Annotated in this window: 9 protein-coding genes, 2 pseudogenes and 1 riboswitch; of the genes and pseudogenes, 9 read left to right on the top strand and 2 right to left on the bottom strand. The window is 45.3% G+C overall.

From position 1 onward, the window contains the following. Window positions 1-114 (top strand): annotated as a pseudogene (locus ASG85_RS39945) (metallophosphoesterase); the annotation flags it as partial. 324 nt (window positions 115-438) lie between these two features. On the opposite strand, the gene ASG85_RS39940 reads toward ASG85_RS39945, so the two are convergent. Further along, a partial coding sequence (locus ASG85_RS39940; protein ID WP_414858756.1) for a phosphotransferase family protein occupies window positions 439-1,226 on the bottom strand: 788 nt, incomplete at its 3' end. Window positions 1,227-1,590: 364 nt separating this feature from the next. Then, window positions 1,591-1,727, top strand: a riboswitch (cyclic di-AMP (ydaO/yuaA leader). 86 nt (window positions 1,728-1,813) lie between these two features. Between ASG85_RS39940 and ASG85_RS18335 the strand changes: the two genes are divergently transcribed. Further along, a complete protein-coding gene (locus ASG85_RS18335; protein WP_057304336.1) occupies window positions 1,814-2,200 on the top strand; it encodes a hypothetical protein in 387 nt (128 codons plus the stop codon). 422 nt (window positions 2,201-2,622) lie between these two features. On the opposite strand, the gene ASG85_RS18330 is transcribed toward ASG85_RS18335, so the two are convergent. Continuing rightward, the gene (locus tag ASG85_RS18330; RefSeq protein ID WP_060647386.1) at window positions 2,623-3,462 is read right to left on the bottom strand and encodes an SDR family NAD(P)-dependent oxidoreductase; all 840 of its coding nucleotides are present in this window, start codon (window positions 3,460-3,462) and stop codon (window positions 2,623-2,625) included. A gap of 163 nt (window positions 3,463-3,625) precedes the next feature. On the opposite strand from ASG85_RS18330, the gene ASG85_RS18325 reads away from it, so the two are divergent. The 7 genes and pseudogenes from ASG85_RS18325 to ASG85_RS18310 all read left to right on the top strand — a co-directional run bounded on the left by ASG85_RS18325 (window position 3,626) and on the right by ASG85_RS18310 (window position 16,218). Continuing rightward, on the top strand, window positions 3,626-4,540 hold the full coding sequence (locus tag ASG85_RS18325) for a LysR family transcriptional regulator (protein ID WP_060647385.1): 915 nt from the start codon (window positions 3,626-3,628) through the stop codon (window positions 4,538-4,540). A 98-nt stretch (window positions 4,541-4,638) separates the two neighbouring features. Next, the gene (locus ASG85_RS37990) at window positions 4,639-4,800 is read left to right on the top strand and encodes a hypothetical protein (protein WP_156390042.1); all 162 of its coding nucleotides are present in this window, start codon (window positions 4,639-4,641) and stop codon (window positions 4,798-4,800) included. Between the two features lie 33 nt (window positions 4,801-4,833). Next, window positions 4,834-5,403, top strand: coding sequence for a hypothetical protein (locus tag ASG85_RS18320; protein ID WP_060647384.1), 570 nt, complete (start codon window positions 4,834-4,836; stop codon window positions 5,401-5,403). A gap of 318 nt (window positions 5,404-5,721) precedes the next feature. Continuing rightward, a complete protein-coding gene (locus ASG85_RS18315) occupies window positions 5,722-12,261 on the top strand; it encodes an S-layer homology domain-containing protein (RefSeq protein WP_060647383.1) in 6,540 nt (2,179 codons plus the stop codon). Between the two features lie 373 nt (window positions 12,262-12,634). Continuing rightward, a complete protein-coding gene (locus tag ASG85_RS39215; protein ID WP_235550166.1) occupies window positions 12,635-13,126 on the top strand; it encodes a discoidin domain-containing protein in 492 nt (163 codons plus the stop codon). A gap of 86 nt (window positions 13,127-13,212) precedes the next feature. Then, window positions 13,213-13,594 (top strand): annotated as a pseudogene (locus ASG85_RS39935) (discoidin domain-containing protein); the annotation flags it as partial. Between the two features lie 38 nt (window positions 13,595-13,632). After that, window positions 13,633-16,218: a CARDB domain-containing protein gene (locus ASG85_RS18310; RefSeq protein WP_321166599.1), complete on the top strand. Its 2,586-nt coding sequence runs from the start codon at window positions 13,633-13,635 to the stop codon at window positions 16,216-16,218. Window positions 16,219-16,767: the final 549 nt, after the last annotated feature.

Below are 16,767 nucleotides of genomic sequence, written 5' to 3'. Positions count from 1 at the left end.
AAAGGACTCCATAATAATCAATATGGTACTTACTATATATCGAAGGGAATTGGACAGACGGGGATTAATGCAAGATTTCTAGTCAGAAGTGAGATAACAATGCACCATCTTTAGCTAGATAGAATTAAGCCTAGACGAGTAATTCGCATAGGCTTTTTTGTGTTGTTTGAATTGGCAATCGTGCTCTAACCGTCACTTGATGCAAATATTACGGTTCTTATTTTTGATAATGAATCTTCGAGTTCGGAAATATTATGTTTAATCGCGTAACGTAATCCACCTAATTCACGCAGTCCTTGATGTTTTTTCACTCTATGTTCAATGGTCGTGTCTTCTGGAAATGAATGTTTATATTCACTTAATATCTGATTATAAAAGTCCACTCCCAGATAACCTTGCGTTGCCAAATCTTTTGCAGGGTCACCTATAGTCATATCNCTTATCGAAATCTTATTACGTTTCACTCTATGTTCAATGGTCGTGTCTTCTGGAAATGAATGTTTATATTCACTTAATATCTGATTATAAAAGTCCACTCCCAGATAACCTTGCGTTGCCAAATCTTTTGCAGGGTCACCTATAGTCATATCACTAAAGTCGATAATTCCCGTTATACCTGAACATAAATCATCAACCAAAATGTTTCCATACCATAAATCTCCGTGGCACAATACGAAGCGATGGAAAAAAAACGTACTATCTTCCAATGCTTCCTCCCACCATTTAGCCATTTTCTGTTGCTCTTTTACGGTTAAAACCTGGTTTAATATTTCTTGTGTATCTTCACGTAATATCTTTATAAAGAGTTGGTTGTTTGATTCTTGCGGACAACTGCTATCTAACTTATTGATTGGTATTTGATGTAGCTTAATAATAAATTTCGCTAGTTGTTTGGCAATAACATTTGGATTTTTGGAGATGAGCACATCCGGATTAAGAGGGGTTCCTTTCATTTTTTTATATCCTATGATTCCCGAAGGAGTGATAGACGGATCAAACATATACGAAATAGGTAATGGTATTTCAATATCTAGGAATGCACGGATCTGAGGTAGCATCTGAACCTCTTTTGTGTATTGACGTGCGGTTTCTATGGTTTTAGCAATCCTAAAGACAGTTCCGTCTTTCTGTTCAATAACGATACTCCCAAATCCCTCACCTAAAATTTCGATATCATTCTTATCTATGTTCAATATTTGTAATGCAGCATCAAGCAAACCCCTCATACATGCTCACCCCTTTGTCTAGTATTTTACCACTATAATTAACCCTTGGGTCATGGTCATCGTTCCACGAATACAGTAAGCTAACGAGAACAATAGTTCAATATCTAAAGTAATTGGTAGGTTATCGTGTGATTGCTGATGGAACAGGACCATGATTTTTTCGAACAAACTGCTGTCAAATGCCTGTTCAACTAACGGGAGAACGTTTGTTCAATAAAGGAACTTAGGGCTCCGATGATCGGCGGCCTTGCTGCGTTAACCGCAGTAAAATTGAACTATTAGTTGAAAATAGACATAAAAAATATAAGTAAATATTACTATTGTTTCTAATTATGTATTGGGGTAAATTGATAAAATAAGAATGAATCATACTGCGCTTAATTCTTTAGAATTAAAGAAGCGGGGGAACCAAGTTTCTGGGGTGAGTACACTTATTAAGTGTTAGGGTTAACTTTCAACCCGAATCCGTCAGCTAACTTCGTCAGCGTTGAAAGAAAATGATAGAAACATTAAATGGGTCTTTATATTTTAGGGCTCTATTCCCTCGCTTCCTTTTTTCGTTCAAGAGAAAAAAGGAGGAATTAGACATGCTTCTTAAGAGAGTAACCAAAGAGGTGAAGAACCTTTTTCAATCGAAAAGATCAAAAACTTCTGTACAACGTCAAGAAGAGATTCTTCACTTAAAGCGACGGCTGGAGGAGTTCGATATTCAATTTTCCAAATTAGCGTGTCGGCCATCAGGCGTCGAAACACAGACTTTATTGGAAATCAGCAAAATGGTCGGACAAAACAATGACTTGCTAAACCAACTAAGTTTGGAAGGGGAATTAGCGGTTCAACAATTACTAGCCAATCGCGTCGGAATTTCCTCAAAAATTTTGGAGGAACATCACAAATTTATCGTAACCATGGCTCATATTTTTGGGGGTCCGTATCCTTGTCTCAGAGAGTACATTAGAAACAGTATTATATGAGTTTCGTTGAAGGATAAAGCTGCTTTTTTAAGAATAGTTTCAGAATTTTGGTTTGACCGTTTCATCATGAGTCAGGGTGCAAAGTTTTTGAACTGGTCTATATATGATACTGAGAACTATTACCGACTAAGAGGTTAATACGGATTCAAGACGTTTTTTCAACTAACTCAGAACGTTAGTTGCATGCGTTACAACGATGAGGCTGCCGGCAAGATCGGCAGCCTCATTACGTTAACGGGCAGATTTGCGTAATACGCATATCGATCGTAAAAGGCCTCAGTGTTGAAAAGTTTACATCGTCAATCATCAAGACACCAACGGGTGATCGGGGGGGGGGGCGTATGGAAGCAATCAATAAAGCAGGGAGCAGATTGCCCCGGCAGCTGCTCTCCTGTTTTTTCACTTTTCTGCTAATTCGAAGTCTAATGGTCGCTTATCAGCTTGCCTTGCGCTGCGTTTGAAACAGCCTCCCACGCCTCCCAAGCGGCTAAACGATCGGCATAGGCTCCGCGCACCATAGGTAAGACCCCTGCCCCGACTGCAAACCGCATCGGCGGATCCTGCGCGTCTACGATCTGGAGAATAGCTTCGGCTGTCGCTTGCGGATCGCCGCGTTCTGCGGTCGATAAACGACCGAACACCCGATTACGAAGATCGGCATAGGCATCCAATCCCTGTGCCGTCTTCATGGACAAGGGACTTCCAAAATCGGTTGCAAAGGCGCCAGGCTCAAGCAACGTGACCTTAATGCCGAAGCCATTAACCTCTTGCGCCAGGCTATCGTGGAGTGCTTCGACTGCCCATTTGGAAGCGCAATAGAAGCCGATGAGCGGCGCCGCCACAATACCCATGGCACTTGAGACTCCGAGGATGTGCCCTTTGCCCTGTTGTCGAAGCAGAGGCAAGGCAGCTTGGATGACCCGAAGCGTACCAAAGTAATTTGTGTCAAACAAATCACGGACGTCAATTTCGTCTGCCTCCTCTGCCGTACCGACCAGAGTGTAACCGGCATTGTTGAGGACGACGTCCAACCTGCCAAAATGCGCATGAGCTTGACGAACGACATGCTGTACCTGATTGGTATTCGTTACATCGAGTGCCATGGGGAGAACAGCGTCTCCGAAACGATTCTTAAGGTCGGCGATGCTTTCCTGTGTGCGGGCGGTCGCGGCAACCTTATCCCCGCGAGATAGTGCGGCTTCGGCCCAAATGCGCCCAAAACCGCGAGAGGCTCCTGTAATGAACCAGACTTTGTTATCCATGGTATTCTCCTCCTATACGTTTCCTGTTGTGTTGCATTGCTGAAGCTCCTTTCGTTCAATTCCGTTCCTCTCTAATGTTACAGCTTGAGTACTTGATACGGAATTTCAAATAGGTTAGCATGGTATAAACTACTGGTTTATACAAAAGAGGGGGCCTTTTCGAATGAATGAACAACTGAAGACGTTTATTCAGGTGGCGGAGTCCGGAAGCTTTTCCAAGGCAGCCGAAAAGTTATTTATTTCTTCAACTGCTGTGATGAAGCAAATGAATTTGTTGGAAAAGCAAGCAGGAGTTCCTCTTTTTATTCGAACCAACCATGGTGTCAGGCTCACAGAGGCAGGAACAGCCTTTAACAAGGATGCGGCATTTATGCTGCAGTATTTTCAAGAAGCTCTAATTCGCATGCGTCAGGCAGCACAGGCAAATCGGCTTATTATTCGGGTGGGCACTTCTATACTTAACCCCTGTAAGGTTTTGATTGATTTGTGGAATGGAGTCAGCGACCAATACCCGAATTTCAAAATAAACATCGTTTATTTCGAAGATGACGCTCATACACTCCCAACCACTTACCGTACTATAGGCAGACAGTTCGATTTCATTGTAGGGCCATTCCTTACAGATAACTGGAAGGATTACTTTCGTGTGCTCGAATTGGGAAGTTACCGTTTTTGCTTTGCTGTATCTCGAAACCATCGGCTGGCTTCTAAGAAAACACTAACTGTCAAAGATTTGTATGGGGAAAGATTGGTGGTGGTGAATGGCGGAAAAAGTGCAGTCATTAATGACATCCGTGATTTCTTGATAAGGAATCATCCTCAAATACGAATTAAAGATGTTCCGCGCCTCTATGAACTTGATGTGTTCAATCGCTGCGAGGAAAGTAATACTGTCATGCTAACTTTGGAGGCGTGGACAGATATTCATCCGTCCTTAGTGACTATCCCCAGTGACCTAGATTTCGCAATTCCATATGGTTTGCTATATCCCTTACATCCTTCCGAGGAAGTCAATCAGTTTTTAGAAATCATAATAGAAATGCAATGTATGCATAAAAATGTAAAGTTCAACCAGTAAGAATCGGCTGAACTCATAAGACGACGAGTACGTTAGCGATGGGAAACCTCGATCCATCGCTGTTTCATTGCTCATTTGTACCTCGGGAGAGCTTTTTTATGAATTTTAAACTTGTTGATATGAACGGAGTAGCTGTAATTTCTTTACCAACAGGTTATGATTTATTAGAAGCTTTTAACGGAACAAATCTTCTAGAAAAAAATGAAAAGGGTATGTGGGTGTGGTTCAATATGATCGAAGTGTTGGATTCAAGGTGTTAGATGGCAAGTTCACTCGTTAAATAGGAGGATTACATGGCCTGGAGCAAATTGAAGCAACTTCTGGAGAGCTTTCTCTGTCCTGCGCTATATGGAAGGTTCGAATACCGCGCAACTAGCTACCGTTATTTACCTGATAAAGCAGGTCTTTGTTATATTGCGGTAGATAAAAAGAACGTACTCAATATGAGTGATGCAACTACCTTAATCAGATGGTATCATACGGAGCTGGAAATAAAGAATGATCCAAATATCCAAATTCCTATCAACAATGAAGAAATTGAAGCTGTCAGAAAAGATACCAAGGGGATAGTTCCGGAGGATCGTCTCAAAGTAATTGCAAGAAATAGAAAAATATCAGAATATGCAAAGGAGCTTTTATCAGAACAGTCAGCATTAAGTAAATCCAATTTTATTGTTGTAGCAAATAAGTTTTTATCTACTTCTATAGAGGAAAGCCTAGAGAGCAATGATATCTTATTGAATATTTTAGCTTTGGTGGACAGAAGAGTTGGAAAAAAGCGAATTTTAAACATGACCGAGAAGATGAAGTTAAAGCATCCAATTGTGCAGTATTTTTATGAGCTACGACTTAGCACGTTATGAATGTTAATGTTTACTATCAAAATGCCACACATGGGGAGAGTGGGTCATTTCAATCTTTTTTTTGAGTTTGACGCGGAAAGGGGTAGTTGTCGGAAGTCAAAATAGAGTTTTGAAAAATATTGCTCTTGCTTCAGCAATTGAAATAGGAAGATTACTTATGCATCCGCTCTCATTAAATATTGATGAGAAACGGATGCTTTTTAGTAGGTAAGTAAATTTGGACATGATTACCATAATATTACACATTGTTCGTATGAAAGCGCATTCATATACTTGGAAGAGGAAGCTATTTCTATTTCAATGGGAGGAATGTCAAGGGTGATACGTTTATTTAGACGAAATTTGATGATTCTGCTGGCCATTCTGTTAGTACTGCCGTTTCAAACGATGGCCTATGCGAATCTTCCGTCAAGCGGACCAAGTGTTACAGACTCGTCAAACACTGCTGGCGGTTCGGTCGTTCGGATCAAAAACAAGTGGAAGGGCAATTATCTATACGAAGATTCGTCTGGTGTTGTCCGCTACGGTTATACGAGCGCAGCGGATCAATCAGCGAAATGGCTGCTGGAAGATGCACCAGATGGCACTGGTTTTAAACGAATCAAGAACATGCAGACGGATCATTACATCACCGTTAACCATGTGACCAAGCGATCTGATGCTTTGACTGGCGATGCAATAGGCAGCAGTTCAGCTAATGACCAATGGCTCATTCAGGATGCTAGCCGGGCTGGCTATGTGACGATTCGCAGCGTGAAGGATCTAACACAAAACCTGTTCATCCACGAGGAAGACCAGCTTGGCTACGGTCAAGTGAGCTCCGATATCGGGGCTACCTGGGAAAGTCCACAGTGGCAATTAGAGACTGCCAGCGATGAGAGTCCTGTTCGAATCGTCAATCAGTATCGCGCAGGACAATACTTGTACGAGGATAAAGACGGTCTTATCGAATTCGGCAAAGTGCCCATGGACGATACGAACTCACACTGGTTCATTGAACAAGTGGCATCTAATGGCGACGGGTCAACAACAGTACGTTTAAAGAACCGGGCCACAGGTCACTACATTACACAAGGTACATTTTGGGATAAAATAAAAAGTCTTCCGTTTACCGGTACAACTAAAAATGAATGGACCATGGCAGTAGGTATAGCCGATGGATGGGTAACCTTTACAAACGTATTCGCAAAAGGAACCGACCGGCTTCCAGGAGATACTGATGATATTGAAGCCGGAAGCCAGACCTATGTGCTGAACAGCCAATTCGATGATACGTTCGCCCGTTCCAACAATTGGTCGATACCCACGCGAGATAATGCTCAGTGGAAAATCGAGATAGCGGCAGATGTAAAGCCTGTCCGTATCGCCAATTTCACTTCTCAGCAGGTGAGTGACAAATATTTGTATGAGGATCAAGACACGGTGAAATATGGGCCGATTCCATCTGGAACCGTGACAGGGAATGTGTATCAGTGGATTGTTGAAGATTATAACGGCAAGAAACGAATTCGCAATCTCGACACCGGCAACTATATCAGTATGGAAAATATTTTACAACCCGGTGATCCGCTGCAAAGCCTGCACCAGCCGAATGGCTCTGGAGACGATCAGTGGCAGATCAGCAATTCATTGATGTACGACGATTATGTAACGGTGCAAAGCGCCGTATATGCGGGGACTTATATCCATGTAACGAATGGTCTTGGTTTTGCCCAATCCAGCGTGGCAAATCCGAATACGGACGAGGTTCAATGGCTTTTTGAAGATCCATCGGTGGTAGCAGGCGTGAATCAGTACGTGCAAATCGTGAATACATGGACCTCTTTGGCCTTGTATGAAGATACCGATAGCAATGTGAAATATGGCAATGTGAAATCGGACAATCAACGCGGGCAATGGCTAATTGAGAAGTTCGCTGGTCGCAAACGGATCAAAAACCGCGCCACAGGCCATTACATCAATATTCAAAATCCTGTGGACGGACACTTGAAGGTGACAACTGTCGAAGATTCGTGGACCAGCGCGATTTGGGTTATTGAAACTACCGGAGATACGAAGCAAATCCATAGTGTAAATGATCCGAATCAGCAACCTAATCAACAGAAGTTCATCAATGTGCAAAATCTGAATAAATACGCGGAATACAGTGAAATTCCTGCTACATGGGGAAGCAAAAACTGGAGGTTTGTTCCGGTATCGGACAGCACACTGCCGATGACGGCGCGTTTTAAGAACAAACAAACAGGCCAATACCTTTACGAAGACGCCGATCATAACATGAAATACGGAGATCTCCCGTCATCTGATCTTTCTTCTGTTTGGGTCATCAGTGTCTCCCAAAATAACTCGACGCAAGTTTATCTCAAGAATGCGAAGAGCGGTTACGGCCTTGCTTTGGAAAATGTCGTACCTGACATTGAAAAGGACAATCCGCCTGAGAACCTGCTTTTGTACGAAACGATTTATGCTGCTTGGGCCAGCGCGAACTGGGTGCTTCTAGACTCCAATACACCTGGATATGTGATGTTGAAAAGCGGATGGACCAACGCGCATTACATTTATGATGAAGCTGGAACCAATGGCGTCAAAGTCAGTAAAGTCAAAGCAAACGATGACAGTGCGTTATTCGCTGTAGAACCTGTGCAAATATCAGCAGCGCTGCCGACTGCGCCAGTTCGTATCAAAAATGCGGATAACAGCCAGTATCTGTTCGAAAATAGCAGAGGCGCTATCCTTTATGGATCGCCAGATGCAGACAACGCCTATGCGTATTGGACCATCGAATCCGCGGGCGGCATTCAGCGCATCAAAAATGCAGCTACCGGTCGTTATATGACAATGAACGATACGTACGCTTACATGCAGGATACGGCTGCATCCAGCGATAACCAAGCGTCGCAGTGGGTAATCGAGGACGTTACTGGAACAGGTAAATTCCGTATACGCAGCAATAATGGTTCTTTTAACGATGAATACCTGAATACGGTGAATGGAGCTGGTTATCCAGAACGAGGTCTTTATGTCCTGCAAGGAGATTCGGAAAAAAAGCTGGAATGGACCTTTGAGTCTGCAACGGGTACGCTTAAGACTCCAAATTACTCCGAAACTAGAAATGTAAAAACGACAACGCCGGTTATTGACGATACCAACTATGTTCGTATTGGTAATAAACAATCGGGTCAATATGTATATGAACAATCGGGATTAGTTTTACTTGGCAGTCAAAATGAATTGCAGGCAAGCAGCGAATGGCTGGTCCAGCAAGTGAATGGACATCAAGCACTGAAAAATCGCGCGACTGGGCACCTGCTTGAGTCTCTTGTAAACAATCAAGTGGCCAGCTCCAATAGCGATAGCAGTATGCGATCAGCGCAGTGGAATATCAATGACATGCTGGGCTATCAACAAATTATCAATTCCATCACTGGACAGCGTCTTTTTGCTCAAGATGGGGCCGTTAAGCAAGGAACAACTGTTCAATCGAAAGATTCAGCGCTTTGGTCTTTAGAACCTGTTCTTGGAGATGCCGTGTACGAACTGGAAAACGCATTCCTTAGCGGCGGCGTTCAGTCTGGCTCAAATCTGGCGGGTTATTCCGGCAGCACGTACGTAGATCATTTCGTGGCTGCAGGTGCAAGAGCGATTGTCGCTGTGAACGCGCAAGAAGCTAAAACGTATGCAGCGACAATTCAGTACGCGAATACATCGGCTGCCGATCAAACGTTAAGCTTACTTGTTAATGGCATCCAAACGCAGCAACTGACTTTTGCCAAAGGAAACGGCTGGCAAGCCGTTCAAGTGAATCTTCCGCTTCGCGCAGGATTCAACTCTGTATCCTTCGAATTCGCAGCTGGGGATAGCGGCCATGTTGCAATTGATTCTTTGATCGTTCATCAAGCAGTAAACAAAGCTTACAGAGGCGCTATTGAAAGCTATACAACTTATGAAGCCGAACAGGGAGAAACGAACGGCACGATCGTTGGTCCATCGCGCACGTACCATGAGTTGGCTAATGAAGCATCAGGTAAACAGGCGGTGAAGATGGATCAAGTCGGTCAGTTTGTGCAATTCCAGGCCGCACATAAAGCCAACTCACTCGTACTGCGTTACTCCATTCCTGACAATGCGGACGGAACCGGCATGAACGCGAAGATAGGACTTTATGTGAACGGTACGAAAGTTAAAGATCTGGATTTGACTTCTAAATATGCTTGGGAATATGGCAACTATCCTTGGTCGAATGATCCCAAGCAGGGCAGCGCACACCGCTTCTTTGACGAAATTCATACACGGATCAGCAATGTGGATGCGGGAGCAACGATCAAGTTGCAAGTGGATGCAAATAGCACCGCGTCTTCGTATTTCATTGATTTTGCTGAAATGGAGCAAGCTCCTGACACTGCTTATACAATGCCAGCCGGATTCGTTTCAGTCACGGATTTCGGAGCGGTTCCGAACGATGGTCAGGACGATTCACAAGCATTCAAGGATGCTTTGGCAGCAGCTAGCTTGCAGCATAAGGGAGTTTGGTTCCCTGTGGGAGATTTTGAATTATCCAATGGCAGCGGATCGGATCCTGGGGTAAATGTCAGTCAGGAAACGATGCAGCATGTGTTCCTTCTTAACGACGTAACCATTCGCGGCGCTGGCATGTGGTACACGAATCTGAAAGGAGCTAAATTTTTCGGAAACGGAAATAACATTCGCGTGTATGACTTGGCTATTGACGGCGAGTTGAACATCCGTAATGACGACGCACATACGAATGGGTTTGAAGGCGCATTTGGAACAGGCTCCACGATCCAGAGCGTTTGGATTGAGCATACGAAAACGGGAATGTGGATTGCGCGTCCGAGAGGTGATTTTGGCGTCAGCAAGGATCAATACACAGATGGTTTCTATGTCGGCGGTCTGCGAATCCGCAACTTGATGGCGGACGGTATGAACTTCAGCACGAACACGAAAAACAGTATGGTCGAAGAGACGAACGTCCGCTACGCCGGGGACGACGGTCTAGCCATGTGGTCGACTTTGAACGAAGGTTATCCAGGCGATTACACGGACAAAAATACGTTCCGCTTCGACACTGTCCAACTGCCATGGCTGTCCAACAATATGGTTGTTTTCGGCGGTAAGGATAACAAGATGACAGATAACGTGCTCAAAGATACAATCGGTCTCGGCGGGGGAATCACTGTCTCCACAAGGTTCAGTCCGGTTACGCCTCTTGACGGGACGACGCTTGTTCAGCGCAACACACTGGTTCGAACAGGAAGCCGGGATGCTGGCCTCAATCTGAATTTTGGCGCAATCTGGGTTTATGCCGATACGAAACCGATTGCCAGCCCTGTCCTAATTAGCGATAACATTGCGCTCGACAGTATGTACCAAGGCATTTCCATCCAAGGAACATCACCTGTAAACCAAGTTACATTTAAGAATAATGTGATCGATGGTGCAGGTACAACAGGTTTGGAAGTCGCAAATACCGTTGCAGGTTCTGCAAGCTTTGATAATGTAATTATCCGCAACGCCAAAATCCAAGATGTAGCCAATAATGCCGGTGCGGGTTTTGTCGTTAACGAAACAGGCAAAGGTTTTGCGAGCACGAAAGTCGAACCCCCAAGCATGCCAACAGAAAATCGAAGTGGACCATCTGGCACGACAAGCAATAGCTCGGATGTGCCAATCGTTCAGATCACTGATCAGCAGATTGCGGATTTTATCAAAAATAATCAACCCGTGATCCGCATTCAAAGCGAATTAACAGGCAACGCAGCTGAGTTCCAACTGCCAGTATCCTCATTGGTGAAAGTCGTGACTGCGATGCCAGATGCGCAACTTATCATTCAACATTTGAATGCAAGTTTTGCACTTCCTGCCGATATTGGGAAGTTGCTTACTGCGCAAGGCATAAGCGGTGTAGATCTTTCAAAAGCTACGCTGAAAGTGAGCATCGTGAAGCAGGATGGCGATCAAAGTAGCAAGGTCGAAACGCAGGCTGCCCAGCTCGGCGGGAAACTGCTGGATTCACCAGTTAGCTTTGAGGTTACATTGATTGCTGGTGACCAGACCCTAGTACTTAATCATTTTGGTCACATCTATGTTACCAGAACGTTGAACGTTGACGGTGCCGTAGACGCCTCATCTGCAACAGCTCTTGTCTATCATCCGGAAACTAACGAGTTCCAATATGTTCCTGCTTTGTTCTCCATCGTGGACGGTAAAACAGTTGTAACGATCAAAAGCACGACGAATAGTATCTATACCGTCGTACTCCTTAACAAAACGTTTGCTGATCTTACCGGTCACTGGGCGGAATCGGAGGTCGAATTGCTGGCCTCAAAGCTGATCGTAAACGGAAAATCGGACTCCTCCTTTGCACCAGACGATCAGGTGACTAGAGCAGAGTTCGCGGCTATGCTGGTGCGTGCGCTGGGGCTTGCTGCAAGCGTATCACAGCCGAAGCCATCTGCTTTCCACGACATCAACGCTCACGATTGGTTTGCTTATGCCAATTCTACAGCGGCTGAGTATAGACTTATCGAAGGCGATGATACTGGCAATTTCCATCCTGATCGGGCCATTACGCGTGAAGAAATTGCCGTTATGATCGAGCGGGCACTGAAGCTTGCGGATACGAATCCAGTTGTATCACATGCAGATGTGTTGCGTGGATTCGCAGATCGTGTATGGATAAGCGAATGGGCCAAAGACGCTATGCAAGATATCGTCGCTCGTGGCTTGATGCAAGGCCAAAGTGATTCGTCACTCGCGCCACAGGCGCTGGCAACGCGTGCGGAAGCGGTGGTTCTGCTGCATCGACTGCTGCAAGACGCGAATTTAATGAATAAATAAGTAGGCTCAGACGAAAGAAAAGAAGACCTCACACTTGCTGAGAGGTCTTCTCGTTATGCCATTCATGAAATAATTATTGTAATGAAATAATTCTTCCTTAAATTGTATGAATTTCGTAATTTTGCACACGAACTAAGTAAGGAAGCACATCGTGCTCTCGTTCACTTGTTTGTTATGATTAAGWTAGCGGCMGTCGCTAGGATAGGAGGTGGAGGTTAGTATTAAGCGGCCTCAATCTAATCGCTAAAGGAGTGGGAAGCGCTTTCATATTTTTGTAACGGGTACCTGCAAATTTTACATATTTACTAATTAGGAGGTTTAATTCTAATGAAGTTGCAGTTCAATCGAGTTCATAAGTCAAAAAGCATGCATTTTGGCGGTATTGTTCGCTCAGTTAGGAATAGCAGTGCCAGCTGCTCTTGCAGCCACGAATCTATCGGCAGGCAAACCAGTCACCGCTACTGGCTATAACGATGTCTATGTGGCGACTAACGTCAACGACGGCAATCAAGCCACATACTGGGAAAGCACGAATAATGCATTTCCCCAATCGATTCGCGTAGACTTGGGAAGCACGTATTCCGTCAATCAGGTCGTGCTGAAGCTTCCTGTTGGCTGGGAAACGCGGACCCAAACGCTTTCCGTACTCGGTAGCTTGAATGATTCTACATATACCAATCTCACAGGCTCAGCTAGCTATACATTTAATCCTACAAGCAACAACATTGTGACCATTAATTTCACGGCAGCTTCTGCCAGCTTTCCGAATTTGAAGTATACGGAGCTGCGACTGGGGATACACAGGCGCCGACTGCACCGACAAATTTGGCGTATACGACGCCTGCTTCTGGTCAAGTCAAACTGACATGGAACGCTTCAACGGATAATGTAGGCGTAACTGGCTATGACATCTATGCGAATGGCAGTCTGCGCGGAAGTGTAGCTGGCAATGTGCTGACTTACACGGATAATCAGCCGGATACGGCCACGGTCAGTTACTACGTTATAGCGAAGGATGCAGCAGGCAATTTATCTGCCGCAAGCAATACGCTAACGCGTAACGGCAGTGTCGCAAGCGGCACCAACCTCGCTGTGGGCAAAACGATCACAGCATCGTCAAGCACGCAAACATTTGTCGCAACAAATGCGAATGACGGCAGTGCCACTACATACTGGGAGAGTGGTTCCGGTGCTTATCCGGCTACGATTGCCGTTAGCTTGGGTGCAAATGCTTCCATCTCGTCTGTTGCTGTCAAGCTGAACCCAGACTCGGTGTGGGCAACGCGTACGCAAACGATTGAAGTGTTGGGAAAAGCGCAAGGCAGCACGGCATNCATCTCGTCTGTTGCTGTCAAGCTGAACCCAGACTCGGTGTGGGCAACGCGTACGCAAACGATTGAAGTGTTGGGAAAAGCGCAAGGCAGCACGGCATACACGACGCTTGTTTCTCCTGCTACATACACGTTTAATCCGTCTTCCGGCAACGTGCTCACAATTCCTGTGACAGCGACAGTCAGCGACGTACAATTGAAGATCACGGCGAACTCCGGTGCGCCGGGCGCTCAAGTTGCCGAGTTTGAAGTCATTGGTACCCCAGCTCCGAATCCAGACCTGACGATCACCGGCCTGACTTGGACGCCGAATTCGCCAATTGAAACCGACGCCATTTCACTTAACGCTGTTGTGAAAAATATAGGCACCGCCTCCTCAACGGCGACAACCGTTAACTTTTACGTAGGCACGACGAAAGTCGGATCTGCCCCAGTAGCAGCTTTAGCAGCAGGTGCAACGGCTAACGTTTCAGTAAACATCGCAGCCCAAGTGGCAGGCAGCTACACACCGACAGTGAAAGTGGACGAGGAGAATGCCGTCAACGAGCTGAATGAAAGCAATAACAGCTACACAAGCAGCTCCAACTTGGTTGTTAATGCGGTTCCAAGCTCCGATTTGGTAGGTACCGCTTCATGGGCACCAAGCAATCCAGTAGCCGGCAATAATGTATCCTTTACTGTAAATCTGAAAAACCAAGGCAACATCGCTTCTGCGAGCGGCGCTCATGCCCTGACCTTAGTTCTTAAGAACTCTGCTGGTGCAATCATTCAATCATTTACTGGATCCTATAGCGGTGCCATCGCAGCGGGAGCATCCGTCAATGTGAATATGGGTACTTGGATAGCTGTTAATGGCAGCTACACAATAACCACGACGGTTGCGATCGATGCTAACGAAGTAAGCATCAAACAAGCAAACAACACAAGTGTGACAAACCTTTATTCGGGACGTGGCGCTAATATGCCTTTTACCGTTATTGAAGCGGAATTGCCTTCCAATGCCACAAACGGAACGAGATTGGTTCCGAACTTTACACCTGGCGATTTTGCCGGTGAAGCCTCCGGACGATCGGCGGTTTATCTGGACACAAATGGCGAATATGTCGAGTTTACGGTGACCTCACCGGCCAACGCTTTCGTTCTGCGTAATGCCGTTGCTGAAAATACGACGGGAACCGTCAGTATTTATGCAGATGGTGTAAGTAAAGGCAAATTCAGCGTATCCTCTAAGTTCTCTTACTTGTATGCTACGCCTACTACGCTTGGTCGACTCGGTTATGATAATTCGGGTACGAAAGCTTACTGGCTCTATGAAGATTCCCAACTGATGCTTGACCAAGTCTATCAGGCAGGAACGAAGATCAAAATCCAGAAGGATGCCGGTGACGTTTCTTGGATCTACGTAGACATGATCGAAACGGAAAACGTCGCTCCGGCTGCTTTCAACCCCGATCCGAGTAAATACGTCCAGGTTACGGCATCGAAACCGATCGATCAAGCATTGAATGAATTTAGACAAGATACAACAAAGAAAGGGATCTTCATACCAGCTGGCTCTTGGACAATCAATAGCAAAATCTTCATTTACGGACGCGCAACTGAAATCATCGGCGCGGGCCCATGGTATACAAAGCTGACGGCACCACAGGATCAATCCAACACAGATGTTGGCTTTAATATTGCTGCGACCGCGAATGGCTCAACCATCAGAGACTTATCCGCTTGGGGTAACTATCAGTACAGAGTGGATGGACCTGGTAAATTCATCGATGGTAATGGCATGCAAAACGTAACGATTCAAAACATCTGGGCGGAGCACTTCGTCTGCTTGTATTGGGGAGTTGGCGCTTCTAACAATACGTTCAAAAACAACCGGATTAAAAACACATTTGCAGACGGAATCAACATGACCAACGGTTCCAACAACAACATAATCGACAACAACTACGCGAGGGCAACCGGCGACGATTCCTTCGCAGAGTTCAGCGCGGTTGATGCTGGTGGATCGTATAATGTAGGCAACAAGTTCACTAACCTTACCGCGGTTACTGTAAGACGTGCGGCTGCTTTTGCGGCGTACGGCGGTTCGGATAACTTGTTCCAGAACCTCTACGGCGCAGATACGTTGACGTATCCGGGTCTAACGATCAGCAGCTTGAGCTTTGGATACAATACCTTGGGCTTTGGTGACGTGGATACCGTATTCGACGGCATCACTCTGGACCGTACAGGCGGAGATTTCTGGACCAGTGTAGGAGCAGACGACAAGATCAACGATTACCAGAACTTCGGAGCAATCTGGTTCTATGTCGGTGATCGTGCATTCAAGAATATCGTGGTCAAAAATGTCGACATCAACAACTCAGTGTATTTCGGGCTGATGTTCCAGAATATGTATCCGAATGCGCTTGCAATGCAAAACGTTCGCATAGAGAACGTCAACATCAATAATCCGACCCGCTACGGCATCAAGCTTGTTGCTAGAGCGGAGCAAGGCCAAGGACCGGTTGTCGGTGCGGCAAGTTTTACTAATGTAAAAATCAATAATCCTGGAGTTACAGCTATCTATGGTGAATCATTGAGCCCGAACTTTACGGTCAATAGAGTTGCCGGCAACAACTGGTGATGTGGCTTAATTAATCGACACAGCTTACTCGGATAACCGAGTAAGCTGTTTTTGTTCAGCCATCGCGCCCCGTTCAAGATGTGCACCAATGTGTGAACGAAACAGCCTGCTTGGTTAAGCGTTAGTGATCGTCATTGACGTGTTACAATATAAAGAAATCTTCCTTAAATTGTATGAATTTCGTAATTTTGCACACGAACTAAGTAAGGAAGCACATCGTGCTCTCGTTCACTTGTTTGTTATGATTAAGATAGCGGCAGTCGCTAGGATAGGAGGTGGAGATTAGTAATTTAGTGGCCTCAATCTAATCGCTGAAGGAGTGGGAAGCGCTTTCATTTTTTTTGTAACAGGTACCTGCAAATTTTACATGTTTACTAATTAGGAGGTTTAATTTTAATGAAGTTGCAGTTCAATCGAGTTCATAAKTCAARAAKYATGCTTGTCGCTCTYATTTTGGCGGTATTGTTCGCTCAGTTAGGAATAGCAGTGCCAGCTGCTCTTGCAGCCACGAATCTATCGGCAGGCAAACCAGTCACCGCTACTGGCTAT

This window comes from Paenibacillus sp. Soil724D2, assembly GCF_001427935.1.
In the GTDB taxonomy this organism is placed as follows: Bacteria; Bacillota; Bacilli; order Paenibacillales; family NBRC-103111; genus Paenibacillus_E.
The sequence above is the reverse complement of the archived record's forward strand: the minus strand, read 5'-3'. Positions and strand labels throughout refer to the sequence as shown.